Annotated in this window: 24 protein-coding genes; 7 read left to right on the forward strand and 17 right to left on the reverse strand. The window is 67.2% G+C overall.

The annotated features are described in order from the left end of the window. Positions 1–41: 41 nt before the first annotated feature. The 3 genes from HMJ39_RS15505 to HMJ39_RS15515 all read right to left on the reverse strand — a co-directional run bounded on the left by HMJ39_RS15505 (position 42) and on the right by HMJ39_RS15515 (position 2,152). On the reverse strand, positions 42–302 hold the full coding sequence (locus HMJ39_RS15505) for a Flp family type IVb pilin (RefSeq protein WP_161382863.1): 261 nt from the start codon (positions 300–302) through the stop codon (positions 42–44). Between the two features lie 77 nt (positions 303–379). Continuing rightward, complete coding sequence (locus HMJ39_RS15510; RefSeq protein ID WP_228462401.1) at positions 380–1,318, reverse strand: hypothetical protein; 939 nt, start codon at positions 1,316–1,318, stop codon at positions 380–382. 498 nt (positions 1,319–1,816) lie between these two features. Further along, on the reverse strand, positions 1,817–2,152 hold the full coding sequence (locus tag HMJ39_RS15515) for a hypothetical protein (RefSeq protein ID WP_194297984.1): 336 nt from the start codon (positions 2,150–2,152) through the stop codon (positions 1,817–1,819). A 195-nt stretch (positions 2,153–2,347) separates the two neighbouring features. On the opposite strand from HMJ39_RS15515, the gene HMJ39_RS15520 reads away from it, so the two are divergent. Continuing rightward, on the forward strand, positions 2,348–2,776 hold the full coding sequence (locus HMJ39_RS15520; protein ID WP_194297985.1) for a DUF3617 domain-containing protein: 429 nt from the start codon (positions 2,348–2,350) through the stop codon (positions 2,774–2,776). Between the two features lie 9 nt (positions 2,777–2,785). On the opposite strand, the gene HMJ39_RS15525 is transcribed toward HMJ39_RS15520, so the two are convergent. Beyond that, positions 2,786–3,460: a type 1 glutamine amidotransferase domain-containing protein gene (locus HMJ39_RS15525; protein ID WP_194297986.1), complete on the reverse strand. Its 675-nt coding sequence runs from the start codon at positions 3,458–3,460 to the stop codon at positions 2,786–2,788. A 141-nt stretch (positions 3,461–3,601) separates the two neighbouring features. On the opposite strand from HMJ39_RS15525, the gene HMJ39_RS15530 reads away from it, so the two are divergent. Next, positions 3,602–4,954 carry a deoxyguanosinetriphosphate triphosphohydrolase gene (locus HMJ39_RS15530; RefSeq protein ID WP_194297987.1) on the forward strand — a complete coding sequence of 451 codons (1,353 nt, stop codon included), beginning with the start codon at positions 3,602–3,604 and terminating at the stop codon, positions 4,952–4,954. On the opposite strand, the gene HMJ39_RS15535 is transcribed toward HMJ39_RS15530, so the two are convergent. Beyond that, complete coding sequence (locus tag HMJ39_RS15535) at positions 4,948–5,718, reverse strand: alpha/beta fold hydrolase (RefSeq protein WP_194297988.1); 771 nt, start codon at positions 5,716–5,718, stop codon at positions 4,948–4,950. The genes HMJ39_RS15530 and HMJ39_RS15535 overlap by 7 nt on opposite strands. A gap of 327 nt (positions 5,719–6,045) precedes the next feature. On the opposite strand from HMJ39_RS15535, the gene HMJ39_RS15540 reads away from it, so the two are divergent. Further along, positions 6,046–7,179 carry a helix-turn-helix transcriptional regulator gene (locus tag HMJ39_RS15540; RefSeq protein WP_228462402.1) on the forward strand — a complete coding sequence of 378 codons (1,134 nt, stop codon included), beginning with the start codon at positions 6,046–6,048 and terminating at the stop codon, positions 7,177–7,179. Here the strand turns inward: HMJ39_RS15540 and HMJ39_RS15545 are convergent. From HMJ39_RS15545 to HMJ39_RS15565, 5 genes are all read right to left on the reverse strand, one after another. Continuing rightward, positions 7,176–8,735: a purple acid phosphatase family protein gene (locus tag HMJ39_RS15545; protein WP_228462403.1), complete on the reverse strand. Its 1,560-nt coding sequence runs from the start codon at positions 8,733–8,735 to the stop codon at positions 7,176–7,178. The genes HMJ39_RS15540 and HMJ39_RS15545 overlap by 4 nt on opposite strands. Positions 8,736–8,853: 118 nt before the next feature. After that, on the reverse strand, positions 8,854–9,753 hold the full coding sequence (locus tag HMJ39_RS15550) for an endonuclease/exonuclease/phosphatase family protein (RefSeq protein WP_194297990.1): 900 nt from the start codon (positions 9,751–9,753) through the stop codon (positions 8,854–8,856). A gap of 17 nt (positions 9,754–9,770) precedes the next feature. Next, entirely contained in the window at positions 9,771–10,415 is a 645-nt protein-coding gene (locus HMJ39_RS15555) for a thiol:disulfide interchange protein DsbA/DsbL (protein ID WP_161382853.1), read from the reverse strand. 171 nt (positions 10,416–10,586) lie between these two features. Next, positions 10,587–11,243, reverse strand: coding sequence for a c-type cytochrome (locus tag HMJ39_RS15560; RefSeq protein WP_194297991.1), 657 nt, complete (start codon positions 11,241–11,243; stop codon positions 10,587–10,589). Between the two features lie 24 nt (positions 11,244–11,267). Then, on the reverse strand, positions 11,268–11,564 hold the full coding sequence (locus tag HMJ39_RS15565; RefSeq protein WP_161382851.1) for a c-type cytochrome: 297 nt from the start codon (positions 11,562–11,564) through the stop codon (positions 11,268–11,270). Positions 11,565–11,783: 219 nt separating this feature from the next. Between HMJ39_RS15565 and yihA the strand changes: the two genes are divergently transcribed. Further along, entirely contained in the window at positions 11,784–12,425 is a 642-nt protein-coding gene (gene yihA / locus HMJ39_RS15570) for a ribosome biogenesis GTP-binding protein YihA/YsxC (protein ID WP_194297992.1), read from the forward strand. A gap of 459 nt (positions 12,426–12,884) precedes the next feature. Here the strand turns inward: yihA and HMJ39_RS15575 are convergent, their stop codons facing one another. The 7 genes from HMJ39_RS15575 to HMJ39_RS15605 form a co-directional block, all read right to left on the reverse strand. Next, a complete protein-coding gene (locus tag HMJ39_RS15575) occupies positions 12,885–13,217 on the reverse strand; it encodes a Na+/H+ antiporter subunit G (protein WP_161382849.1) in 333 nt (110 codons plus the stop codon). A gap of 16 nt (positions 13,218–13,233) precedes the next feature. Next, entirely contained in the window at positions 13,234–13,503 is a 270-nt protein-coding gene (locus HMJ39_RS15580) for a K+/H+ antiporter subunit F (protein ID WP_161382848.1), read from the reverse strand. Further along, positions 13,497–13,985 (reverse strand): Na+/H+ antiporter subunit E, encoded by a 489-nt coding sequence (locus tag HMJ39_RS15585; protein ID WP_194297993.1) that lies wholly within the window; start codon positions 13,983–13,985, stop codon positions 13,497–13,499. The genes HMJ39_RS15580 and HMJ39_RS15585 overlap by 7 nt, the downstream gene beginning before the upstream one ends. Continuing rightward, positions 13,982–15,463, reverse strand: a complete 1,482-nt coding sequence (locus HMJ39_RS15590) for a monovalent cation/H+ antiporter subunit D (protein ID WP_194297994.1) — start codon at positions 15,461–15,463, stop codon at positions 13,982–13,984. The genes HMJ39_RS15585 and HMJ39_RS15590 overlap by 4 nt, the downstream gene beginning before the upstream one ends. Beyond that, complete coding sequence (locus tag HMJ39_RS15595) at positions 15,463–15,798, reverse strand: Na+/H+ antiporter subunit C (RefSeq protein ID WP_161382845.1); 336 nt, start codon at positions 15,796–15,798, stop codon at positions 15,463–15,465. The genes HMJ39_RS15590 and HMJ39_RS15595 overlap by 1 nt, the downstream gene beginning before the upstream one ends. Next, positions 15,798–18,593 carry a monovalent cation/H+ antiporter subunit A gene (locus HMJ39_RS15600; RefSeq protein ID WP_194297995.1) on the reverse strand — a complete coding sequence of 932 codons (2,796 nt, stop codon included), beginning with the start codon at positions 18,591–18,593 and terminating at the stop codon, positions 15,798–15,800. Before HMJ39_RS15600 ends, HMJ39_RS15595 begins: the two co-directional genes overlap by 1 nt. A 209-nt stretch (positions 18,594–18,802) precedes the next feature. After that, a complete protein-coding gene (locus HMJ39_RS15605; protein ID WP_194297996.1) occupies positions 18,803–19,567 on the reverse strand; it encodes an ATP-binding protein in 765 nt (254 codons plus the stop codon). Between the two features lie 176 nt (positions 19,568–19,743). On the opposite strand from HMJ39_RS15605, the gene HMJ39_RS15610 reads away from it, so the two are divergent. From HMJ39_RS15610 to HMJ39_RS15620, 3 genes are read left to right on the forward strand one after another with little or no spacing between them, the layout of a single operon-like run. After that, entirely contained in the window at positions 19,744–19,995 is a 252-nt protein-coding gene (locus tag HMJ39_RS15610) for a hypothetical protein (RefSeq protein WP_194297997.1), read from the forward strand. Next, positions 19,996–21,321: a DUF2868 domain-containing protein gene (locus tag HMJ39_RS15615; RefSeq protein ID WP_194297998.1), complete on the forward strand. Its 1,326-nt coding sequence runs from the start codon at positions 19,996–19,998 to the stop codon at positions 21,319–21,321. It begins immediately after the preceding gene. Then, complete coding sequence (locus HMJ39_RS15620; RefSeq protein ID WP_194297999.1) at positions 21,318–22,748, forward strand: GTPase/DUF3482 domain-containing protein; 1,431 nt, start codon at positions 21,318–21,320, stop codon at positions 22,746–22,748. The genes HMJ39_RS15615 and HMJ39_RS15620 overlap by 4 nt, the downstream gene beginning before the upstream one ends. The last annotated feature ends 36 nt before the right edge of the window (positions 22,749–22,784 follow it).

Raw genomic sequence — 22,784 nt, forward strand, 5'->3', positions numbered from 1 at the left:
AATGAAGAAGGCGTGCCCGGAGCGGGCACGCCGGTGTGCCGTTACTTGCGGTTGCCGTCGCCGTAGTTGCTCAGGTCCTTCTCCTCGCCGGCCTGGGAGGCGGCGTCGCCGGCGGCCTGCTGCGCGTTGCTGACCTGCTGGCTGCTGTCCTGGCCGGACATTTCCTGGGCCAGACCGGCGGTCTGGTTGCGCAGGGTGTCGCCGAACAGACGGTAAACGCCGATGGCGGCCACCGCGATCAGTGCCACGATGATGATGTACTCGGTCATGCCCTGGCCGAGTTGGCGGTTGCGAAGTTTCATAATCCCCTCTCTTTTGGATCGTTGAGAATCACCGGCCAGCCGGCGGTGAAAAGGCTGCTTTTCAAGCGCCGAGGCGCTTACTCTCCTGCCAGACGAAGGTAGGCGTCCTGCAAATTAGCCATGCCCTCGCGGATCGCGGCTTCCCCCTCCGGGTAGGTTCCGTGGAACCAGTCCAGGCGGATGTCGGCCGCGTCGATGTACCAGCGCGCGTGTGCCGTCGCGGCGGCGCCCAGGTACGCCGGCAGTTCCTGTCGGTAGCGTCGCGCTTCGGCGTCGTCCGCCGGCCTGTGCTCCGCCACCAGCCGGGCCAGCCCCGGCACGTCATCCGCGGCGTCCGCTTTCATCAGCGCGGCCACGTTAAGAAGAAGTCGATTGCGATCGTGATGGCCTTCACTGACGCCATCGGCACCGGAGCGGCCCAGATACTCGCCGCGATGTTCGATGTAGTCGTGGTTGGCCTGTTGATAGAGCCGCTCGCGCGCCTCGGCCATGGCGAGATTCAGGGACCGGAGGACCAGCCGGGATTCGGTATGCTGGTAAGCGTGGTTGGCGGCGCGCTTGTTCTCGCCGCAGCCGCTCTCGAAAAAGAATTGGTCTTCGTCGGCGTCATAGGCGATCTCGACGTCGTCCGGCAGCGCTTTCTTGCCGGTGCCGTCATCGAGCCAGCCCGGTTCCTTGGTAAGCTGGGCGCGCCATTCATACAGGGGCAAGCCGTCGGACGCGGTCTCGATGGTGCTGTAATCGTCGCTCCAGGAGGGGCCCACCACCAGGTCATCGACGGCGGCGTAGCGAGGTTCTTGCTCGCCACCTCGCACCAGGAGGCGGTAGTTGCTGCTTTTGTCCGTCGCGGTGAGGTCCAGCGAAGCCGGCCCCAGACCATTGCATCGTTGCGCGACCTGATAGCCGCCGCGCGGTTGATCGATACCGCCGCCTTCGGCCTCCGCCGACGCGTCCGTGGCGTTGTCACAGCCGACGATCGCCAACAGGGCGACACAAATTGTCCATGGCCGATACATCGTAAGGTCCCTCCATCCTCGCGGGAGGGACCTTAGATAAGCATTGCAATCCTTTCCATTAACTAACGATGACCGTCCCCTTTTTTTTTAACCAGGTCACAACTCGTCATTCTGAAATTGGAACCAGTTAGCGTTCGCCGTGAGAAATGGCCAGTGAACGCTTTCGGTGCGCGAACGGTCCCGCGCACCAGGTTCGAGCGGTCGGCGTTTTTATTCTTCAGGAAATAGTGCTAGGGAGCCTCTGAATAACGCCTTGCGTACTCAGGCTTACAGGCTGGCTCACAATCAAGGCGCCCTTTTGAAGGCAGGCTGGTTGCCTGTCGAAAAAGGGGAACGCTGAGTGTGGGCCAGCCTGTAAGCCCCGCAGGGCGCGGCCTGAAGTGCACAGCCGCCGCGCCTTGCCTCTTGGAAAGGGAGCCACCCTGTCCGTCGAGACAAGACACGGCGTCTGCGCACTTCAGGCCACGCTGAGCACGTAAGGCGTTATTCAGAGGCTCCCTAGGCGCCATCGCATTCTTGCCGGTATTTATTCTCATACCGTGCTTCGGCGCGATCAAACGCGTCCATGTCCATGGTTTCCAGGGGCGCGTCGGAATCCGCGTTGGCCACCACTTCATGCATGCCGCTCAGGGCCTCTTCCATGGCGGGGACCTGATCGCCGGCCGACTCGAGCTTCGCCAGGGTTTCATTCAGATTGCCCATCCCGGCCAACGCCAGTTGCATGTCGGAGACCGCCTTAGTGACCTTCATGCAATCAACTCGGTCCGCGGCCTGGGCGGTCAGCGGCCCTGCCAGCCCCATCAGAAAACACGTCACGATGCCTGTTCTTTTCACGGGTTTCTCCTCGCGGGTTCAGTGAAACGGTAACCGGGGGAACCCTATCATCCCCACCGTGGCCGGCCGGCCCGGTCAAACCGGAAAACGTGACCCGGTGCTCACAACATGACGCCCCACGCGCCGCTCCATGGTTCCGGCTTATGGCACGCGGTTACACTTGGGCACGGTTTTTTAGTTGATTAAGGATGGACCATGAAGAAAACCAGCATCATTCTCGGCCTGGCGCTGACCGCGCTGGGTAGCCAGGCGATGGCCGCCGACTTGAAGCCCGGGGAATGGGAAATCAAGCGCACGATCACCAGCGAGCCGGCGCCGCCGGGCATGGACAAGGAAGCCACCTACACCCGCTGCCTGACCGCCAAGGAAGCGGACAACATCGAGCGAACCACCCGCCAGGCGTCACTGCGCAATGGCTGCGAAAGCCCGGAGATGGATTGGGACGGGGATACCCTGGAATGGACCACCCGGTGTCAGGCGGGAGAGCGCAGCCTCGATTCCAGCGGCGCGATGACGCTGGAGGATGACGAGCACTACACTTCGAGGATGACCACCCGCGCGCAGGGCGAGCAGCCTCTGACGATCGAGGAAGAGGCCCGCTGGGCGGGCCCCTGCGATTCCTGATCGCGGTTTCTACTCGGCGTAGAGCACTTCCACCACCGCTTCGGCGGTGACCTGGCTGGAGGGCGGGTTCTGGCCGGTGACCAGGCGCCCGTCGGTGACCGCCTGGGGCTCGAACTTGCCCTTGTTATGCAGCTCGGCGCCGAGTTCGGCGAGCCGTGTCTCCAGCAGGAAGGGCATCACTTCCTCGAGCCCCACCTCGCGTTCTTCCTCGTTGGTGAAACAGGCCACCTGGCGGTCCTTCACCAGCGGCACGCCGTTCTCGTCGCGGGCGCCCACCAGCGCCGCCGGCCCGTGGCACACGGCGCTGACCACGCCGCCCTGGGCCCAGGTGCGTTCCAGCACGCCGGCCACCAGCGGATTGTCGGGCATGTCGAACATGGCGCCGTGGCCGCCGGGCACGAATACGCCAACGAAGCCGTCTTCCCAGATTTCCTCCAGGGGCCGGGTGTTCTCCAGCTCGGCGATGGCTTCCTTCCAGGCTTCCTTCTGCTCGTCGTCGGGCACGGAGCGCGGATCGATGGGCACCTTGCCGCCGGAGGGGCTGGCCACCCGCACCGGAATGTTGTTGTCCTTGAACACCTTGTAGGGCACCGCGAATTCCTCCAGCCACAGGCCGGTCTGCTGGCCCTGGCCCATTTGCGATGCACTGGTCACCAACATCAAAAGGGGTTTGTCCAGATTCATAGTGACTCCTTCACTCTCCCGGGTTCGGTTTGCCCCTTTCGGGGTTTGAGATTTCGCTTGACGCTGACAGGTTCGGCATCAAGATGGGATCAATACACGCAGCCCTGGGGGCACGGGCCCTCTTTTCAACGCACGGTGACCATGAACTGGGAACAACTGCTGAACAAGGCGCGGCTGGGCCAGCGCGACGCCAAGGACGAGACCGGCCGTACCGCCTTCCTGCGCGACCACGACAAGATCATCTTCTCCGGCGCGTTCCGGCGGCTGGCGCGCAAAACCCAGGTCCACCCGCTGGCCACCAACGACCATGTGCACAACCGCCTCACCCACTCCCTGGAAGTGTCCTGCGTGGGGCGCACCCTGGGCATCCGCGTGGGCGAGCGGCTGGCGCGCCTGGGGCACCTGCCGGAGAGCGTCAACCCCACCGACCTGGGCGACATCGTGCAGTCCGCCTGCCTGGCCCACGACATCGGCAACCCGCCGTTCGGCCACACCGGCGAGCGCGCCATCCGCGCCTGGTTCCAGGAACGCGGCCAGCGCTATCTGGAGCTGCTGACGCCGGCGCAGCAGTGCGACCTGATCTATTTCGAGGGCAATGCCCAGGGCTTTCGCATCCTCACCAAGAGTGAGTACCACCAGTACGACGACGGCATGCGGCTCACCTACGCCACCCTGGCCACCTTCCTGAAATACCCCTGGCTGTCCTCCCGGGCCGGCGAGGGCGGCGCCAAGCCGGGCAAGTACAGCGCCTTCCTGGCGGAGGCGGCGCCCTTCGAGGAGGTGTGCCGGGCCACCGGCCTGCGCGAACTGGCGCCGGGGCGCCACTGCCGGCACCCCCTGGCCTACCTGATGGAGGCGGCGGACGACTTCTGCTACGCCATCATCGATCTGGAAGACGGCCTGGAGATGGATCTGCTGCACTGGGACGAGGTCTACGCCCTGCTCTCCCCGGCGCTGCCGGACAACGCCGAGGTACGCCACCTGGTGCGCTCGGAGATGCGCGACGGCCGCAAGGCGGCGCTGCTGCGCGGCAAGATCATCGAGCGTTTCATCGAGGCCGGGGTGGAGGCCTTCGTGGTCAACCACCAGGCGCTGCTCGAGGGACGGATGGAAGGCGACCTGCTGCACCACTGCGAGCCGTCGGTTCACGACGTGGTGGAGAACGCCAAGCAACTGGCCCGGGGCAAGGTGTTCGAGCACCCGCGCAAGATCGAGCTGGAGATCGGTGCCTTCGAGGTGATGGGGGCGCTGCTCGACGGTCTGATCGAGGCGGCGCTGTCCCATGCCCGGGGCACCGCCCGCAATTACCGCCACGAGCGCATCATCGACCTGATCGGCCGCCACAGTTTCCCGGACGGCCTGGCGGAACTGGATGAGCGCGAGCGGGTATACCAGTGCATCATGCGGGCACTGGATTTCCTCTCCGGCATGACCGACAACTACGCCACCTACCTGGCCAAGCAGTTCTCCGGCATGGCCGAAACCCGCTACTGAACCCGGCGCAGAATGTCGTCCAGGGCGCGGTTGAACGCCTCCGGCATTTCCAGTTGCGGGAAGTGGCCGGCGCCGGGCAGGCGCTGCTCGTCCACCCGGCCGGCGCAGCGCCGATAGGAGGCGTCCGGGATCAGATCGCCGTTGATGGCCAGAATCGGCGCTTCCAGGGCCTGAAAGGCGGGTTCGGGGTCCCAGCGCAGCAGGTCCGACCACAGCGGCAGCATGCGCTCCGGGTCGGTTTCCTTCATGCCGTCGGCGAGGGCGTCCTTGGCGGCCCGTCGCATGCCGCTGGCGGCATTGGTGTCCACCAGCCGGTCCAGGGCGGACTCGAAATCCTCCTGGAAGCCTCGCTCGATGGCCGCGGCGTCGGCCTCGGCCAGATCGCCGTAGGGAATCACGAAGGTGTCCACGAGTACCACGGCCGCCACCGCCGACAACCGCGCGGCGGCCTCCATGGCCACGGCGCCGCCCATGGAATGTCCCACCAGCACCGTGCGCGCCGGCGCCCGCGCCGCCACCAGTTCCGCCACATCGGCGGCCAGGCCGGCCACGCTCCCGTCGCCGGCGGTATCGGCGGAATCCCCGTGGCCGGGCAGGTCCGGTGCCAGGCAATGGTACCGGCGCCCTTCCGCCCCCAGGAAACCGGCCCAGTGCTGGCGGCGACAGGTCCAGCCATGCAATAGCACCACCAGGTGGTCGCCGGAGCCGGTTTCCGAGGCTCGCAGCTCGCGCCCGTCGGACAGGGTGATGGTGGTTTCGATCATGCGGTTTCCCCCAAACATTCAATCATCAATGGCCCTTTCAGGGCGGATTAAAGGCGGTCTTCCCAGCGCCGCCCCCAGCCAGGTGGGATTCAGGGCGCGGCCATGCACAAACATTCTCACGGCGCCCCCTCCAATCCCGTGAAGGCCCGTTATCGGCGGGTGTCGGAACGTTAACCGGCGCCGCCGTCGCGTAGCGTTTTGCTATCCGGTTCTCGTGGCAAGGATGATTTTGTGACATAGTCGACATTGGGGGTACAAGGTTACATCGGGGATTCCATGGAAGCGTCAAAACTCCTTCCGTATAGCGGAGCGGCCTACGACGAACTGTTGGACACGCTCTACGCCACGCCGGTGGACCAGCAATGCTGGCCCGCTTTCCTGGAACAGCTGGTGCGCGTCAGCCGCTCCCGTTCGGCGCGCATGCTGGTGCTGGACCGGTCCGCCGAGCAGGTCACCTCCAGCGCCAAGATCAATATCGACGACGGCGCCCACCGCCAGTACGTGGATTACTTCGTCAACGCCTGCCCGTGGCGGCCGGAATTGCGCGAAAAGCCCCCCGGGCGCCTGTATTCCACCTACCTGGACTTTTCCTGCCGCCAGAAGCGGTTCTACGGCACCGAATTCTACAATGACTGGGCCCGCCAGTTGGATATTCACCACGGCGTGTGCGGCACCGTTTATCAAGGCGAGGACCACACCATCCAGTTGCTGGTGCAGCGCACCGACGGCCAGGGCCCCTACGACCAGCCGGACACCGACTGGTTCAACCATCTGGTGCCCCACGTACGCCGCGCCATTGAGCTGTGCCGCCACGGTGAACGGCTGCGCTGGCGCGGCGAAGCCGGCTCGGTGGCCGGCAGCCGGCCCTACGCCGTGGTGGGCGCGGCGGGCCGGGTGGACTATCTGTGCGAGCGGGCGCAAACCCTGATCGCCCACGAACCGGCGCTGATTCACCATCATGGCCGGCTGACCCTGCGCCCGGCCGGGCTGCGCGACCGCTTCCAGCAACTGCTCGACAGCGTGCTCGCCAGCGCCGGCCGGGGCTGGGGCCACGCCGGCGGCGCCCTGGCGGTGCCGCGCCTCGGAAAGCGGCCACTGGTGTGCGTGGTCAGCCCGCTGGCGCCGGAAGTGGCCCGCGCCCTGCTGCCCGGCGGCGGCCGGGCGCTGGTCTATTTCCACCTGCCGGAACAGGAGGGCCGGGTGGACGAAGCCCAGGTGGCCATGCTGTTCGATCTCACCCCGGCGGAAGCCCGCGTGGCCCGGGGCGTGGCGGAGGGCCGCGACCTGGCCTCCCTGGCCGGGGACCAGGGCGTCTCGGTGCAAACCGTGCGCGGCCAGCTCAAGGCGGTGTTCCGCAAGACCGGCACCTCGCGGCAGAACGAACTGGCCGCGCGCATCCTCAAATCACCGGCCCTGCGGCCCGCCGAACCGGCGCCGATCACCCTGGACCGGGTGCGCTAGCCGCCGTGCTCTTCCGCCAGATGGCGGCGGTTGCGCTCCCGGGTGTGGGCCACGATGGCCGGGTAATCACGCAGCAGTTCCGCCGCCGGCCGCGCCGGACGGGCGCATTCCAGGCAGGCCAGATGCTCCCGCTTTTCGACCACGAAGCGGTCCCGCGACTGGAACGGGCCGGTCACCGTCTGCCGCTTCTCGTCCTCCAGCCCCTCCGGTTCGGCGCCCCAGAATTCGCCGGTGATGCGGCCCGGCTCCACCTGGTAATGCACCAACCCGATGCCCACGAACTGCTTCGCGGACCAGCCCTGGGGACCGTCGTCGAACAGACGCACGGAAGCGCCGCCGGTGCCGCACAGCACCTGCACATAGCCCAGCGATGATTCGACCCCGTAGGCCATGGGTTTGGAGCGCTGATAAACGTGGTCGTGGCCCACCAGCAGCAGGTCCACGCCGTAGCGCAGCAGAATGTTTTCCTGCAGGGTGACCAGCGCGAAATTGGCCGGGCTGCGACCGTCCTGGTCGGTCCAGATCGGGTAATGCTGGACCAGCACGATGAAGTCGATTTCACCCCGCGCCCGCCGAGCGGCGGCCTTGGCCAGATCGATCTCCAGGTTCACCAGCTCCTCGGCCAGGGAAAAATCCTCGATCAACGCACCGGCGCTGCTGACGAAGAAATGCACCCGGTTGATGTCGAACCCGTAGTAGGTGCTGCCCGGATTGGGGTTCAGGTTGTCCAACAGCGGGTCCGGGTGGGTCAGCCGGCTCTTGAAGGCCTTGCCGGCGGTGAGCCCTTCGCCGTCCTTGGCCTCGTGGTTGCCCGCCGCCGCCATGGTCAGGGTACTGGCCAGCAACGGCTCCGCCAGATCGAACCACTGGTCCCACACCGGCTGGTCGCCATTGGCGTAGGACAGGTCGCCGGCCAGGATCAGCAGATCCCGCCGATGGCGCCGGCTCTCGTCGATAACGCGCCGGGCGCGCTCGTTGACGCCTACGTCGCCGTAGTGGATGAAGGTCCAGTTGTCCCGGGGGATGGCGTCGAGCCAGTAGACCCGGGACCAGCCACCCTGCTCGGACCCGACCCGGTAGCGGAACGGCTTGTCCGGGTCCAGCGCCGGGGCCATGGCCCGGTGGGTGCGGGCGTCCACGCCGAAGGTGTCCTCCGAGAAGGCGTACACCCATTTCAGCAGCGGCCGGCTCTGAATGCGCTCCTCGTCCCAGGGGCCGTCGGGCTGGTCGTACTCCAGCCGCTGGCGGGGTGCCTCGGCGCCGTCGGTGAACCAGGTCAGGGTGCGGGTCCGGTTACTGTTGTCCTGCACGCTGACGTGCAGCCCCCGGGGCGGATGGGTCGCCGGCCGGGGCTCCGGCGGGACCGGCGTCTCCGGGTCCGGCGTGGTGGGCCCGGGCGGCGCCGGGTCCGGGGCGTTCGGCGCCGGCGCGGCGGCGCCGTTGCCGCCGCCACCCCCGCCACAACCGGCCAGCACCACGGCGGAACCGGCCATGCCCTTCAACAGAAACCGGCGCCGTCGATTCAAGGCACCGGCAAACTCATCGTCACGCTGCATGATCGTGCTCCTTGGCGAAAAGCCGGGAGCATGGCCGCCGCTGATGTCGGTTCCCTGACAATACCCCGCCGCGACGGTGGGCTTTTGGTAGCGTTACGTGAAGGTCCGGTAAACGGTCCTACTCGATCAGGGGCAGGCGGTGTTCCAGGGTGGCCGCGCGCACCGCGTCGGGGATGCGGATTTCCGTGGCCAGGGGCAGGTGATCGGAGAGCCGGCAGTCGGTGAGCACGCGGGTGTGGCGCACTTCCAGCTCCGGCGAACGCAGGATGTGGTCGATGTGCCGGTCCGGGGCCCAGCTGGGGAAGGTGAACAGCTCGCCTTCCACGGGCACCAGGTCGAGCTCCGCCAGGGGCGACTGAGCCAGGTGCTCCAGCCGGCAATTGAAGTCCCCCATCACCACGGTGTAGCGATAGGGGCGCAGCAGGCGGCTCACGTAACCAAGCTGGGTGTTGCGCATCTTCTCGCCCAGGGCCAGGTGCACCACGGCCACCACCAGGGGCTGTATCGGATGGCCGAACTTGATCAGGATGGCGCCGCGACCGGGCAGGCCCGGCAGGGTGTGGTCCTCCACCGCGAACGGCGTGAGGCGGCTCAGGAAACCGTTGCTGAACTGGCCGAGGCGGCCCAGGTTACGGTTAAGCTGCTGGTGCCAGAACGGGAAGTCCGCCATCGAGGCCAGGTGCACCAGCTGGTTGACGTTGCGCGAGCGCAGGCTGCCACCGTCCACCTCCTGCAGGCCCACCACGTCGAAGTGGCGCACCACCTCGGCGATCTGCTCGATGGTTTCCACGCTGCGCGGATGCGCCACCAGATGCTTCCAGCTGCCGGTGAGGTACTCCCGGAAGCGGCGCGTACCGATGCCCGCCTGGATATTGAAACTGAGCAGCTTCAGGCTGTCCTCGGGCAGGGTCACCTCGCGCACCCGGCGGGTGCGGCGGTGCCCTTCCCGGGCCAGGGAAAAGCCCGCCGGGCGGGCCTTCCAGGATTGATAGGCGGTACGGGCGCGGTCCAGCAGCATGGACGCTCGGGCTCCGGTTACTGGCTCTCTTGCTCGACCAGGTAGTCGATCACGTCGAACATTTCCGCGTTGCTCTTGAGGCCATCACGCAGGATCAGGTACTTGCCGTTGACCACGAAGGACGGCACGCCACGGATCTGGTAGTCACGGGCCAGGGCATCGGCCTGACGCAGCTTGGTGGACACCCCGAAGGAGCCGTAGAGCTGGTTGAACTCGTCCTTGTCCACGCCGTACTTGGCGAAGAAATCCGCCAGGGCGGTGGGCGTGAACAGCGGTTCCCGGTGCTTGTGGATGGCGTCGAACACCGGCTTGTGGACCTTGTCCACGATGTCCAGGATGTCGGCCACGTAGTAGGCACGGGCCAGCGGCTCGGCGTTGCGCAGGAAGGTCACCGGGGTACGCACGTAGTTCACGTTGTCCGGCTTGTCCTCGAGCCAGTCGTGCACCAGCGGCTCCAGGTTGTAGCAGTGCGGGCAGACGTAGGAGAAGAACTCGCGCACTTCCACCTTGTCCGGATCATCCACGCTACCCGGCGCTTCGAGCACCTTGTAGTGCGTCCCTTCCGCGTAGCGCGCATGGCCGCTGGATTCCGCCGCCCCGACCGCGCCGGCTAGGCCCAGACCCACCAGCAACGCCGCTGCCGTCATGAGCTTACGCAACATGAAATTCTCCTTGTTGTCGACTAGTCCACTCTGTGACCACCGTGGGGCGAAAACGCTCCCGGCGGCCGGAAAACATCCTCATTATGACCACATCTCCGGTCACTTGCATGAAGAGAGCCCATAAAAAAGGCAGCCAGAGGCTGCCTTTTTCGTCGCGGGGCGGGTCGGCGCTTATTCCTCGGCGCCGCCCTCGTCCACGGACAGGCCGGAGACGAAGCTGGCCACCGCCTTGATCTGAGCGTCGCTCATCTTGGCGGCGATGGTGCGCATCATCGCCTGCGGATCGTTGGCGCGCTTGGCCATGTCGCCAATGGCCTCGCTGCCGGCGGCGCGGAATGCCTTGAGCTGGGCTTCCACGTAATCCGGGTGCTGGCCCGCCAGCGCCGGGAAACCGGCGGCGTCGATGCCCTCGCCCGCCGGGCCGTGGCAGCCGGAGCAGGCGGGAATGCCGGCTTCGACGTCGCCGCCACGGTACAGGCGCTCGCCCTGGTCGACCCAGTCCGCGCTGGCCTGGCCAGTGGTGATCGTCTGCTCGGCGAAATACGCCGCCAGGTCCTGCATGTCCTGGTCGCTCAGGTTGGCCACCTGACCGGCCATGATGGCGTTTTCACGGGCGCCGGATTTGAACGCCTTGAGTTGTTCCAGCAGGTACTTCTGCCCCTGGCCCGCCAGGCTCGGGTACATGCCGGACGGCGAATTACCGTCCGGGCCGTGGCAGGCGGCGCACGGCTGGGATTTTTCCTTGCCGGCTTCCGGATTCCCCTCAGCCAGTGCGAAAGGGGCGGCAACCAGGGCCGCCAGCAGCACGATCAGCTTGATACACTTCATGGCCTTTCCTTCAAAAACAGCGACTTACTTCGACATGTATTCGATCAGGGCGCGGTATTCCTCGTCGGAGCAGTCACCGCACATGCCCCCCGGCGGCATCGCGTTGTAGCCCTCTTTGACGTGTTTGACCAGCGTGTCCATGCCTTTCTCGAGGCGCGGTTTCCAGGCGGCCTGGTCACCGGTCTTGGGCGCGCCGGCGGCGCCGCTGGAATGGCAGTAGGTGCAACTTTGATCGTAGCGTTCCTTAACGGCATCGGCCTGGGCGCCCGTGGTCAGGCCCAGGGCCAGGGTCAGGGCGAGCCCTGCGATCAAACCTTTCATGCGGTATCTCCCCGTGGAGCTGGCGACATGCTGGCTTTATTGTGGGTCTTTGTCTGGTATTTGCCTTTAAAGACAAAGACCTGTAGAACGTCGGCCACGCGGCGAACGCGCGACGGCGCGCATTATATACTAGAGGTCCGCTCCCGTCATATGCCTTATTAACGGTGCGGTTTTTCCAAGCCGCCCAGTGCCAACCGCCCAGTGTGTGAGACCCGGCCCATGCCCCAACACCCGACCCAGCGCCTGCTGCACCAGGCCCGTTTCCTGAAAAGCGCCCAGACCGTGGAGCAGTGTCCGCCGGACGAGGGCTACGAGGTGGCGTTCGCGGGCCGCTCCAACGCCGGTAAATCCAGCGCCATCAACCGGCTCACCGGCCAGCGCAGCCTGGCGCGCACCTCCAAGACCCCGGGCCGCACCCAGTTGCTGAACTTCTTCGAGCTGGACGAGGAGCGCCGCCTGGTGGACCTGCCCGGCTACGGCTACGCCAAGGTCGACAAGCAGACCCGCCAGCAGTGGCAGCACCACCTGGACGACTACCTGGCGCGGCGCGCCTGCCTGGCCGGCCTGGTGCTGCTGATGGACATCCGCCACCCGCTCAAGGACTTCGACCGGCTGATCCTGGACTGGTCCGCCCAGGCCGGGATGCCACTGCACCTGCTAATCACCAAGGCGGACAAGCTCAAGTTCGGCGCCGCCAAGTCCACCCTGCTGCAGGTGCGCAAGACGCTGAAGGATCACCCGGCGCCGCTCAGCGCCCAGCTGTTCTCCGCCACCGCCGGCACCGGTTGCGACGAGGCCTGGACCCGTCTCGGCCAATGGCTGCGGATGCCGCCACCGGACGACGACACGCCGGCGAACTGACCCCCTCTGTCACACTTTCGACGCTTTTCGGCACTATATTGATTCCCGTCAACGCGGCCCACCCTGGCTTCGATATCGTAACTTCATGATTTTTATCCGGTTTTTATATTTCGACCGGTACGGCACGGGGTTTGCTAGAAATGGGGCGGATAGGGGAAAGCCCGGCCCGGAGCCGGCACCTGCTTTTCAGCAGGCAAAAAAAATCCCTGGCAGCAAGTGGGGGGAAGGGAACGACTGCGCTGCCAGGGAGGCTTGCCGCCCCGGCCTCCTGGGGGAGAGACCGGGGTGTCCAGAAGCTACGAACCGGCGAGGGTACTGGGGGATCGGGGGTACCGGTCCGTAGCCATTAGTTAGGACCGGCCGCCTTTGGAAAAAGTTTCCAGGTCATTTCACCTTTTACAAATTTCACTTTTCGTCTCCGAAACTTTTCCGGAACCGCCGGCCCGACGCCCGTTCGGGCTACTGCTTCCAGGGCCGGCCGCGGGTGTCCTCACGGCGTTTCAGATCCCGATGCATGGCGGCCTTCGCCAGCATGTGCGCCGAGACCGGGGCGGTGATGAACAGGAACAGCGCGATCAGCACTTCCTGCAACTGCAGCGCCCGCTCCTGCCAGGAAAAGAACAGCAACGACGCCAGAATGGTTCCGCCCACGCCCAGGGTGGAGGCCTTGGTCGGCCCGTGCAGCCGCAGATAGAAGTCCGGCAGACGCGCCAGCCCGATCGACCCCACCAGGGCGAATACGCCTCCCACCAGAATGGCGGCGCTGACCAGAAACTCAACCACTTGATCCATGATTTTCCTCCGTCCGCTATTCGATGATGTCGCCGCGGGTCATGTATTTGGCCACCGCCACGGTGGATACGAAGCCGATCAGGGCGATCAGCATGCCGGCTTCGAAATACAGCTTGCCGTCGGTGGCGATGCCGTACAGCACGATCAGGGCGATGGCGTTGATGTACATGGTGTCCAGCGCCAGGGCCCGGTCCGGCAGGGTGGGCCCGCGCAGCAACCGGTACAGGTTGAGCAGCAGGGCCAGCACGATCAGGCCGAAGCCGATGGGGAGCGCGATGGCTAGCATTCGAAGATCTCCTTGAGCGGCCGCTCGTAGCGCTGCTTGATCTGCGCCACCAGCTCCGCTTCGTCGTCCATATCCAGGGCGTGGATAAGCAGGGTGCGGCGGTCCTCGCTGACGTCGGCGCTGACCGTGCCCGGCGTCAGGGAAATGGTACTCGCCAGCAGGGTTATGGCGAAGTCGTCGGTGAGCTCCAGGGGCAATTCCACGAACGCCGGCCGCAGCTTGCGCGGCGAGCCCAGGATCAAACGCGCCACCACCACGTTGGCGGTGATGATGTCCCAGTGCACCACCAGCACGAAGCGCACCAGCTTGGGGAAATCCCGCAGGCGCGGCACGTTCGGCCAGAACGGCCGGGTGCCCAGGGGCAGCACCACCGCCAGCACCAGGCCCAGCAGCCCGTGCCCCCAGGAAAACCCGTTGAGCAGCAGCCAGGACAACCACAGCAGCAGGCTCAGCATCGGAAACGGTAATAAACGGCTCATCATGCGCCTCCTCCCAGAACCGCCTCGATGTACAGCCCCGGCTGGGCCCATTGGGCGGCGGTCGCCACGGTGGCTTCCAGTACCGGTTCACCCCAGATCGCCAGGGCCGGCGCCGCGCTCAACAACAGCACGGTAGCGGCCAGGCGGGGGCGGTCCAGGCGCCGCGCCCGACCGTCGCCGGTGGCGCGCCAGAACAGGGTGGAGCCGGCGCGGCTCATGCCCACCAGGGCCAGCAGGCCACCGCCCAGCAGGAACAGCCAATACAGCGGCGACGGCACGGTCTGCAGCAGCGCCACCTTGCCCATGAAGCCGGACAGCGGCGGCAGGCCGATCACCGCGATGGCGCCCAGGAAGAACAGCGCCGCCAGGCCGGAACGGCCCGCCGGCGCCGGCCCGGCCACCAGTTGATCGCCAAGCTTGCCGCGCCCCCGGGCCACCAGATCGGCGAGCAGGAACAGCCCGCCGCACACCAGGGTGGAATGAATCAGGTAATAGAGCATGGCGCCGGTCGCCTCCGGGGAGCCCCAGCTAAGCCCGGCCATCAGGGTCCCCACCGACATCACCACCAGGTAGGCCACCATCTCGCCCAGCCGGCGCGCGCCGAGCACGCCGATGGCCGCCAGCAGCAGCGTCAGCAGCGCCAGCACCCAGAGCGCGTCACGGCCCAGACCGGCCAGAGGGCCGTCCAGGAACGCCAATCCCTGAACCCGGGCAATGGCGTAGACGCCCACCTTGGTCATGATCGCGAACAGCGCCGCCACCCCGGCGGTGGCGTTGGCGTAGGTGGCGGGCAGCCAGAAGTAGAGCGGGAACAGCGCCGCCTTGAGGCCGAACACCACCCACATCAGCAGGCCGGCGATGCGCGCCAGCTCCAGGGCGCCACCGTCGAGCTCGCGCACCTTGACCGCGAAATCCGCCATGTTGAGGGTGCCCGTGGTGCCGTAGACCAGCCCCAGGGCCACCAGGAACAGGGCCGAGCCGATCAGGTTGAGCACCACGTAATGGATGCCCGCCTTGACCCGGGCCGGGCCGCGCCCGTGCAGCGCCAGGCCGTAGGAGGCGATCAACAGCACCTCGAAGAACACGAACAGATTGAACAGATCGCCGGTGAGGAAGGCGCCATTGATGCCCATCAGCTGAAGCTGGAACAGGGCATGGAAGTTGGCGCCCCGTTTGTCGTCGGCGCGGCTGGCATAAATCAGCGCCGGCAACGCCAGCAACGACGTGAGCAGCACCATCAGGGCGCTGAGCTTGTCGAGCACCAGCACGATGCCGAACGGCGCCGCCCAGTCACCCAACTGGTAGACCAGGATGTCGCCGCCGGCGGCGCGCAGATACAGGCCCACCGCCACCGGAATCAGCGCCAGCGCGGACACCAGACCGGTGAGCCGGCGCAACGGTTGGCGCTCGCGTACCTCCAGCAGCAGCAACATGCCGGCGAAGGCGGGAATCAGGATGGGCGCGATGATCAGGTGTTCCATCAGCGCTGCCCTCCTTCATCCGCGTCACCGTCCACGTGGTCGGTGCCGGTTTCCCCCTGGCCACGCAGGGCCAGCACCACCAGGAAGGCGGTCATGGCGAAGCCGATGACGATGGCGGTGAGCACCAGCGCCTGGGGCAGCGGGTCGGTGGCCGGGCCACGCCCCACGATGGGCGCTTGATCCAGCGCCAGCCGGCCGGAAATGAACACGAACAGATTGACCCCGTAGCTGAGCAGGGTAATGCCCAGAATCACCGGGAAGGTGCGCGCGCGCAGCACCAGGTAGACCCCGGTGCCCACCAGCACCGCGATCATGATGGCGACCATGGCTTCCATCAGGCCCCTCCCTTCTTGTCGTCCAGCAAGGACAGCTTGCCCAGGTTGGCCAGCATCAACAGCGTCGCCCCCACCACGGTGAGGAACACCCCGGTGTCGAACAGCATGGCGCTGGCCAGCTCGAATTCCCCGACCAGGGGCCAGTGCACGTGGTCGAAGGTGCTGGTCAGGAACGGATGGCCGAAGAACCAGGAGCCCAGGCCGGTGACGCCGGCCAGCAGCAGGCCCACGGCCACCACCGGGTGGTAGTCGCCGGGCATGCGCCGGTGCACCCATTCCACCCCGGAGGCCACGTACTGCAGCAGCAGCGCCACCGAGGTGATCAGGCCGGCGATGAAACCGCCGCCGGGCAGGTTGTGGCCACGCAGGAAGATGTACACCGAGATCAGCAGCGCCAGCGGCAGCAACGGCCGGGAAATGGTCACCAGCACCAGCGGATGGGCATCCCGGGCCCAGGGCCGGCCCACCGAATCGCTGCGCGCGGACAGCAGGTCCAGATCGCGCAGCAGGGCATAGATGCCCATGGCGGCGATGCCCAGCACGGTGATCTCGCCAAAGGTATCGAAGCCACGGAAGTCCACCAGGATCACGTTGACCACGTTGGTGCCGCCGCCACCCGGCTTGGCGTTGTCCAGGAAATAGCCGCTGATGGTCTGGAAATCGCTGGTCATCATGGCGAACGCCATCAGCCCCACGCCGCCGCCGATCACCACCGAGAGCAGCAGGTCCCGGGACACCCGCAGGGCCCCGGACTCCATGCGCGTGCGCACCGGCAGAAAGTACATCGCCAGCATCAGCAGCAGCACCGTGACCACTTCCACGGACAACTGGGTGAGCGCCAGATCCGGCGCCGACAGGCGCACGAAAGTGAGCGACACCACCAGGCCCACCACACTCACCGACATGATCGCGGTCACCCGGTGGCGGTGCAGCACCGCCGTGATCAGCGCCGCCACCACCAGCATGGCGCCGGCCAGCAGGGCCACGCCGTCCAGCGGCAGCAGGCCGCGCGTGCCGTCGATGGCCGCCGGCGACAGATGCACCAGCAGCACCAGGGCCACCAGGGCCAGCAGCCAGGCGGCGTAGCTTTGCAGGGAGCCGTTGCGCAGGGTGTTGCCCAGGGCCGTGGCGGCCCGGGCCAGGGCCTGCACCCGGCCCTCGAAAATCAGGTTGGCGTTGATCGCCGGCAGCCGGTCGTACTGGGCGAACAGCCAGCGGCGCAGGCTGTACACCGCCACGCCGCCCACCAGCGCCACCACGCTCATCAGCAGCGGCACGTTGAAACCGTGCCAGATCGACAGATGGTACTCCGGGAGCTCGCCGCCCAGGGTGGCGCTGCCCGCCACCGCCAGCAGCCCGGACACGGTGATCGCGGGCAGCACGCCCACCGCCACGCACAGCGCCACCAGGATCTCCACCGGCACCTTCATGTAACGCGGCGGTTCATGGGGCGGGAACTTGGGCAGATTGACCGGCTCGCCGTTGAAGAAAACGTCATGGATGAAGCGCGCCGAATAGGCCACCGAGAACACCCCGCCCAGGGTGGCGCCCAGGGGCAGCACCCAGCTCATGGCGCCCAGCCGGCTGGACTGCAGGGTCTCGGCGAAGAACATCTCCTTGGACAGGAAGCCGTTCAGCAACGGCACCCCGGCCATGGCCGCCGAGGCCACCATGGCCAGCACCGCAGTATAGGGCATGTACTTCCACAGGCCGTTGATGCGCCGCATGTCCCGGGTGCCGGTCTCGTGGTCGATGATGCCGGCGGCCATGAACAGGGACGCCTTGAAGGTGGCGTGGTTGATGATGTGAAACACCGCCGCCACCGCCGCCAGCTCGGTGTTGAGACCGAACAGCAGCGTGATCAGCCCCAGGTGGCTGATGGTGGAATAGGCCAGCAGGCCCTTCAGGTCATGCTGGAACAGGGCCGCCGCCGCGCCCCACAGCAGGGTGGCCATGCCCGCCAGGGTGACCAGATCGAACCACAGGTCGGTGCCCGCCAGCATCGGGTAGAAGCGGGCCAGCAGGAACACCCCCGCCTTGACCATGGTGGCGGAGTGCAAGTAAGCACTCACAGGCGTCGGCGCCGCCATGGCATGGGGCAACCAGAAATGGAACGGGAACTGAGCGCTCTTGGTGAAGATGCCCAGCAGCACCAGCACCAGGATCAGCGGGTAGAGCCCGCTGGCGCGAATCAGATCGCCGCTGGCCAGAGCCTGATCCAGGGAGTAGCTACCCACCACCTGACCGATCAGCAACACCCCGGCCAGCAACGCCAGGCCGCCCATGCCGGTGACCGTGAGCGCCATGCGCGCGCCCTTGCGGGCGGCGCTCTGGTGGGACCAGAAGCCGATCAGCAGAAAGGAACTGAGGCTGGTCAGCTCCCAGAACAACACCAACAGCAGCAGGTTGTCGCTGGTCACCACGCCGAGCATGGCGCCCATGAACAACAGCAGGAACGCGTAGAACCGGCCCGCCTTTTCGTTGGCGGACAGGTAATAGCGCGCGTAGAGGATCACCAGCAGGCCGATGCCCAGCACCAGCAGGGCGAACAACAGGGCGAGCCCGTCCAGGCGGAAGGCCAGCGTCAAACCCAGGCTGGGCATCCAGCTCAAGGCGTCCTGCACGGTGCGGCCCTCGAACACCTGGCCGGCGGGGCCGATCAGCAGCGCCAGGGCCAGCGCCGGCATCAAAGCCGCGCTCAGCGCCAGGGCGGTGCGCGGGGCCCTCAGCCGCTCGGCCAGGGGCGGCAGCGCCGCGCCCAGAAAGGGCAGCAGCACCAGAATGGCTAGATTCATAGAGTATCCGTTATCCGTTGCGGCGAAGCCGCTTTGAGCTTAACAGGTCAAGGCTTGGCAACAACGGGCGGATCGGGAAAATAGGGGCGGCGACCGCGGCGGGGACAGTGCGCGGGTGTGACCATCATTCTGTTGTGCAGCGAATGACGCGCCATGAAAGCGGCTCTTCAAAAGTGAATCGACAGTATGCCACGAGCCCCGGGGGTCTGTCAGAACTCGCCGACGAATTGGTTGTAGAACTGGCGCGCCGTGCGCCCGGAGCGCACGCCCTTCTCCATGGAGAAGCGCCGCGCGCGGATATGCAACTGCTCCGGATCGGCCACCGCACCGAACAGATGGTCGACCATCTCGAAATAGCGCTCCTCGTTGATCGGGTAGAAGCTCAGCGACAGCCCGAAGCGGTCCGCCAGGGAGATCTTCTCCTCCACCACGTCGCCGTGATGGATCTCGCGGCCCACCACCCGGCTCTGCTCGTTATCGCTCAGGTACTCGCTGACCAGATGCCGCCGGTTGCTGGTGGCGTAGAGCTTCACGTTCTCCGGGGGCAGCTCCAGGGAGCCTTCCAGCACGCTCTTGAGGTGCTTGTACTGGGTGTCGCCGTCCTCGAACGCCATGTCGTCACAATAGATCACGAACCGCTGGGGACGTTCCCGAATGTCGTCGACGATTTCCGGCAGATCCACCAGATCGTGCTTTTCCACCTCGATGACGCGCAGGCCCTTGGGCGCGAACGCATTGAGCAACGCCTTTACCAGCGACGACTTGCCGGTGCCCCGGCTGCCCCACAGCAAAGCGTGGTTGGCGGGCTTGCCGGCGAGAAAGCGCTCGGTATTCTGAATCAGCTTGGCCTTCTGGGTCTCGATGCCCAGCAGATCGTCCAGGGACACCGGGTCCAGATGCCGCACCGGGCGCAGCCGTTGCTGCCGGGGCCGCCAGATCGCCGCCACGTCGTTGCGCCAGTCCACCTCGTTCATGATGCCTGTTTCCTTTTCGCCGTTTACATCTTCACCGTTCACACAGGACGCCAATGATAAGGTCAAGGCGCTTGTCATGGCACCCATGATCGACACTCATGGGAACGGGCGCGCCAAAAAGCCGGTCCACGCGGTACCATGGCGGCCAGATTTCATTGTCCAAAGGGAGTATTCCGATGCTGCGTTCCATTGCCCTGCTCGGCGGCCTGACCGCCCTCGCCACCGGCTGCGCCCAGCAGGCCGTGGCCCCGCCCGCCGGCGCCAACCTCTGCCCGGAGCCGCGCCCCCAGGCCTGCACCATGGAATACCGCCCGGCGATCGGCTACGACAAGAACGGCAAGAAAGTGGGCAAGTTCGGCAACGCCTGCCACGCCTGCGGCCAGGACGGCGTCTACTACACCCTTCCCGAGGACGGGGAGACGCGCTAATTGTCCCGCTCGCCCCTGCCGCTTCTGCTGGATTTCGACGCCCAGTACCAACGTGACCGGGACCAGACGCCGGCGTTCCTGCACCGCCGCGACCGCCGTCTGGCCCTGGCCCGGGAAGAAGCCGGCGCCGAGCCCCCCTCGGTGGCGGAGTGGCTGCACGCGGTGAATGCCGGCCACCACGACCCGGCGCCGTTGCGCCGCTGGCGCCGGGCCACCCTGGCGTTCACCGGCGCCGGCGCGGTGCTGGGCGTGCTCACCATGCTCGGCCTGCTCTACGTCACCGGCCCGGCACGCATCAACGTCACCCTGTTCGTAGCCCTGGCCCTGCTGCAACTGCTGCTGGCCCTGGCCACCGCCGGCCAGGCCCTGGCCGGGTGGCGGCCCTGGGGCGGTCTGTTCGACCGCGACCGCCACGGCGCCCCGGTGCTGCGCCAGCTGCAGCCGCAACTGGCGGCCCGGGCGGCCCAGGCCGGCGGCCTGGCGTTCGCGCTCACCGCCCTGGCCACCCTGCTCGCCCAGGTGCTGGTGCGGGACCTGGCGTTCGGCTGGAGCACCACCCTGCAAACCTCCGCGCCGGCCTACCAGCAACTGATGGACGCCCTGGCCTGGCCCTGGCGGGCCTGGCTGCCCGCCGCCGTGCCCGGCCCGGAACTGGTGGCCCAGTCCCGTTATTTCCGCCTGGAAGGCGGTACCCCGGCGGACCCGGCGCTACTGGGCGGCTGGTGGCCATTCCTCACCCTGCTGTGGCTGTGCTACGTGGTGCTGCCGCGCCTGGCGCTGCTGGCACTCAGCCGCTGGCACCTGAACCGGCGGGCGCGCCGCCTGCTGCGCGACCACCCCGGCTACGCCGCCCTGCGCGAACGCTTCGCCACCCCTTGGGTGGACAGCGGCGCCGACGAACCGCCCGGCCCGGCGCCGGCCCGGGTCGAGGACACGCCGGCCCCGCCGCCGCCGGACCACGCCGGCACCCTGATCCGCTGGGCCGGCGCCGACCACCCGGCCCTGCCCCAGCGCCCCGACCGGGTCCTCGACGCCGGCGGCAGCGCCAGCCTGGAACAGGACCGGGACGCCCTCAACCGGGCCGATCCGGAGCGACCGGTATGGCTGCTGGTGCGCGCCTGGGAACCACCCACCGGCGACCTGGCGGATTTTCTCGATGACGCCCGCGCCCATTGGGGCCCGGACACCGTGATCGCCCTGCTGCCCCTGACCGGGGACGACCCCGCCGCCCTGGCCCCCTGGCGGCGCTTCGCCGCCCGCCGCGAGGACCCGGCCCTGCGGTTGTGCGCGCCGCCGGCGCCGGTGAGCGAGGAGGCGCGCCCATGACCGCCCTGCCCCGCTTCGCCGTGGTCGGCCACCCCAACAAGGGCAAGTCGAGCATCGTCGCCACCCTGGCCCAGAACGACGGCATCGCCATTGCCCTGGAGCCGGGCACCACCCGGGACAGCCAGCGCTACCCGCTGAGCGTGGACGGCCGCCCGCTCTATGAACTGATCGACACCCCCGGCTTCCAGCGCCCGCGCAAGGTGCTGGCCTGGCTGCAGGCGCACAGCGCCAGCGCCTCGGACCGGCCGGACACGGTGCGCGCCTTCGTCACCCAGCACCGCGACGACCCGCGCTTCCACGACGAATGCGAACTGCTCACGCCGATTCTGGAAGGCGCCGGCATTCTCTATGTGGTGGACGGCGCCGTACCCTACAGCCCGGAACAGGAAGCGGAAATGGAAATTCTGCGCTGGACCGGCCGTCCCAGCCTGGCGCTGATCAACCGCATCGGCGAGGGCGACCACCTGGACGACTGGCGCGCCGCTCTCGGTCAGTATTTCCAGATCGTGCGCGACTTCGACGCCGTCCATGCCCCCTTCGAGACCCACCTGAGCCTGCTGCGAGGCTTCGGCCAGCTGGCCCCGGAATGGGAAGCGCCCCTGGAAGAAGCGGTGGGTTATCTGCGCGACCAGCGCGGCCATCGCCAACACCGGGCCATGGCTCTGATCGCCGAAGCGCTCACCGACATGCTGCTGCACGTGGAAAGCGCCCGCCTCGCCGACGACGCCAACCGCGACGCCCTGGAACACGACCTGGCGCGGCGCTGGCGGGACCGCCAGCGCCAGCGCGAGCAGCACCTGCGTCGGGACGTGGAAGCCCTCTACCAACACCGCCACCTGCACCGCCGCGAGCAAGCCCTGGACTGGCAAGGCGGCGACCTGTTCAGCGAACAGACCCGCCGCGCCTGGGGCGTGAGCCGCGCCTACCTGGCCACCGCCGGCTTCGGCGCCGGCGCCCTGGGCGGCGCCGGCGTGGACGCCCTGGCCGCCGGCCACTCCCTGGGCACCGGCGCGCTGATCGGCGGCGTGCTCGGCGCCGCCGGCAGCCTCTATTACGGGGAAAAATACGCCGGCAAACTGGCCGCCCTGAAACTGCTGGCGCCGCTCACCGGCGGCGGCCGCCGGGCGGAATTCGGCCCGGTGCGCGACCCGCAATTCGGCTATGTGGTGCTCGGCCGCGCCCTGGAGCACTGGTTCCAGGTCAGCCACCGCAACCACGCCGGCCGCGACCCGCTCACCCTCGACCAGGGCGACCGCCACTGGCTCGAACAACTGCCGCGCGGCGACCGCCAGCGCCTGCAAAAAGCGCTGCAAAACCCGCCCCGCCACCCCGGCGACGGCAAGCGCCACCAGGCCCTGGAGCAGGCCGTGGAAAACGCCGGCGCCGCGTTTCTTCAGTGGCGGAGCGGCAACGATGATGCCGAATGAGGATTGAAACGTATGGAGAAGGTTCCATGGAAAAGA

This window comes from Alloalcanivorax profundimaris (assembly GCF_015265435.1).
Taxonomy (GTDB): domain Bacteria; phylum Pseudomonadota; class Gammaproteobacteria; order Pseudomonadales; family Alcanivoracaceae; genus Alloalcanivorax; species Alloalcanivorax profundimaris.

Excerpts from the sequence above, each read along its gene's own strand:
- HMJ39_RS15505 (WP_161382863.1), bottom strand. The coding sequence starts at position 302 with ATGAAACTTCGCAACCGCCAACTCGGCCAGGGCATGACCGAGTACATC.
- HMJ39_RS15510 (WP_228462401.1), bottom strand. The coding sequence starts at position 1,318 with ATGTATCGGCCATGGACAATTTGTGTCGCCCTGTTGGCGATCGTCGGC.
- HMJ39_RS15520 (WP_194297985.1), top strand. The coding sequence starts at position 2,348 with ATGAAGAAAACCAGCATCATTCTCGGCCTGGCGCTGACCGCGCTGGGT.
- HMJ39_RS15525 (WP_194297986.1), bottom strand. The coding sequence starts at position 3,460 with ATGAATCTGGACAAACCCCTTTTGATGTTGGTGACCAGTGCATCGCAA.
- HMJ39_RS15530 (WP_194297987.1), top strand. The coding sequence starts at position 3,602 with ATGAACTGGGAACAACTGCTGAACAAGGCGCGGCTGGGCCAGCGCGAC.
- HMJ39_RS15535 (WP_194297988.1), bottom strand. The coding sequence starts at position 5,718 with ATGATCGAAACCACCATCACCCTGTCCGACGGGCGCGAGCTGCGAGCC.
- HMJ39_RS15545 (WP_228462403.1), bottom strand. The coding sequence starts at position 8,735 with ATGCAGCGTGACGATGAGTTTGCCGGTGCCTTGAATCGACGGCGCCGG.
- HMJ39_RS15550 (WP_194297990.1), bottom strand. The coding sequence starts at position 9,753 with ATGCTGCTGGACCGCGCCCGTACCGCCTATCAATCCTGGAAGGCCCGC.
- HMJ39_RS15555 (WP_161382853.1), bottom strand. The coding sequence starts at position 10,415 with ATGTTGCGTAAGCTCATGACGGCAGCGGCGTTGCTGGTGGGTCTGGGC.
- HMJ39_RS15560 (WP_194297991.1), bottom strand. The coding sequence starts at position 11,243 with ATGAAGTGTATCAAGCTGATCGTGCTGCTGGCGGCCCTGGTTGCCGCC.
- HMJ39_RS15565 (WP_161382851.1), bottom strand. The coding sequence starts at position 11,564 with ATGAAAGGTTTGATCGCAGGGCTCGCCCTGACCCTGGCCCTGGGCCTG.
- yihA (WP_194297992.1), top strand. The coding sequence starts at position 11,784 with ATGCCCCAACACCCGACCCAGCGCCTGCTGCACCAGGCCCGTTTCCTG.
- HMJ39_RS15575 (WP_161382849.1), bottom strand. The coding sequence starts at position 13,217 with ATGGATCAAGTGGTTGAGTTTCTGGTCAGCGCCGCCATTCTGGTGGGA.
- HMJ39_RS15580 (WP_161382848.1), bottom strand. The coding sequence starts at position 13,503 with ATGCTAGCCATCGCGCTCCCCATCGGCTTCGGCCTGATCGTGCTGGCC.
- HMJ39_RS15585 (WP_194297993.1), bottom strand. The coding sequence starts at position 13,985 with ATGATGAGCCGTTTATTACCGTTTCCGATGCTGAGCCTGCTGCTGTGG.
- HMJ39_RS15590 (WP_194297994.1), bottom strand. The coding sequence starts at position 15,463 with ATGGAACACCTGATCATCGCGCCCATCCTGATTCCCGCCTTCGCCGGC.
- HMJ39_RS15595 (WP_161382845.1), bottom strand. The coding sequence starts at position 15,798 with ATGGAAGCCATGGTCGCCATCATGATCGCGGTGCTGGTGGGCACCGGG.
- HMJ39_RS15600 (WP_194297995.1), bottom strand. The coding sequence starts at position 18,593 with ATGAATCTAGCCATTCTGGTGCTGCTGCCCTTTCTGGGCGCGGCGCTG.
- HMJ39_RS15605 (WP_194297996.1), bottom strand. The coding sequence starts at position 19,567 with ATGAACGAGGTGGACTGGCGCAACGACGTGGCGGCGATCTGGCGGCCC.
- HMJ39_RS15610 (WP_194297997.1), top strand. The coding sequence starts at position 19,744 with ATGCTGCGTTCCATTGCCCTGCTCGGCGGCCTGACCGCCCTCGCCACC.
- HMJ39_RS15620 (WP_194297999.1), top strand. The coding sequence starts at position 21,318 with ATGACCGCCCTGCCCCGCTTCGCCGTGGTCGGCCACCCCAACAAGGGC.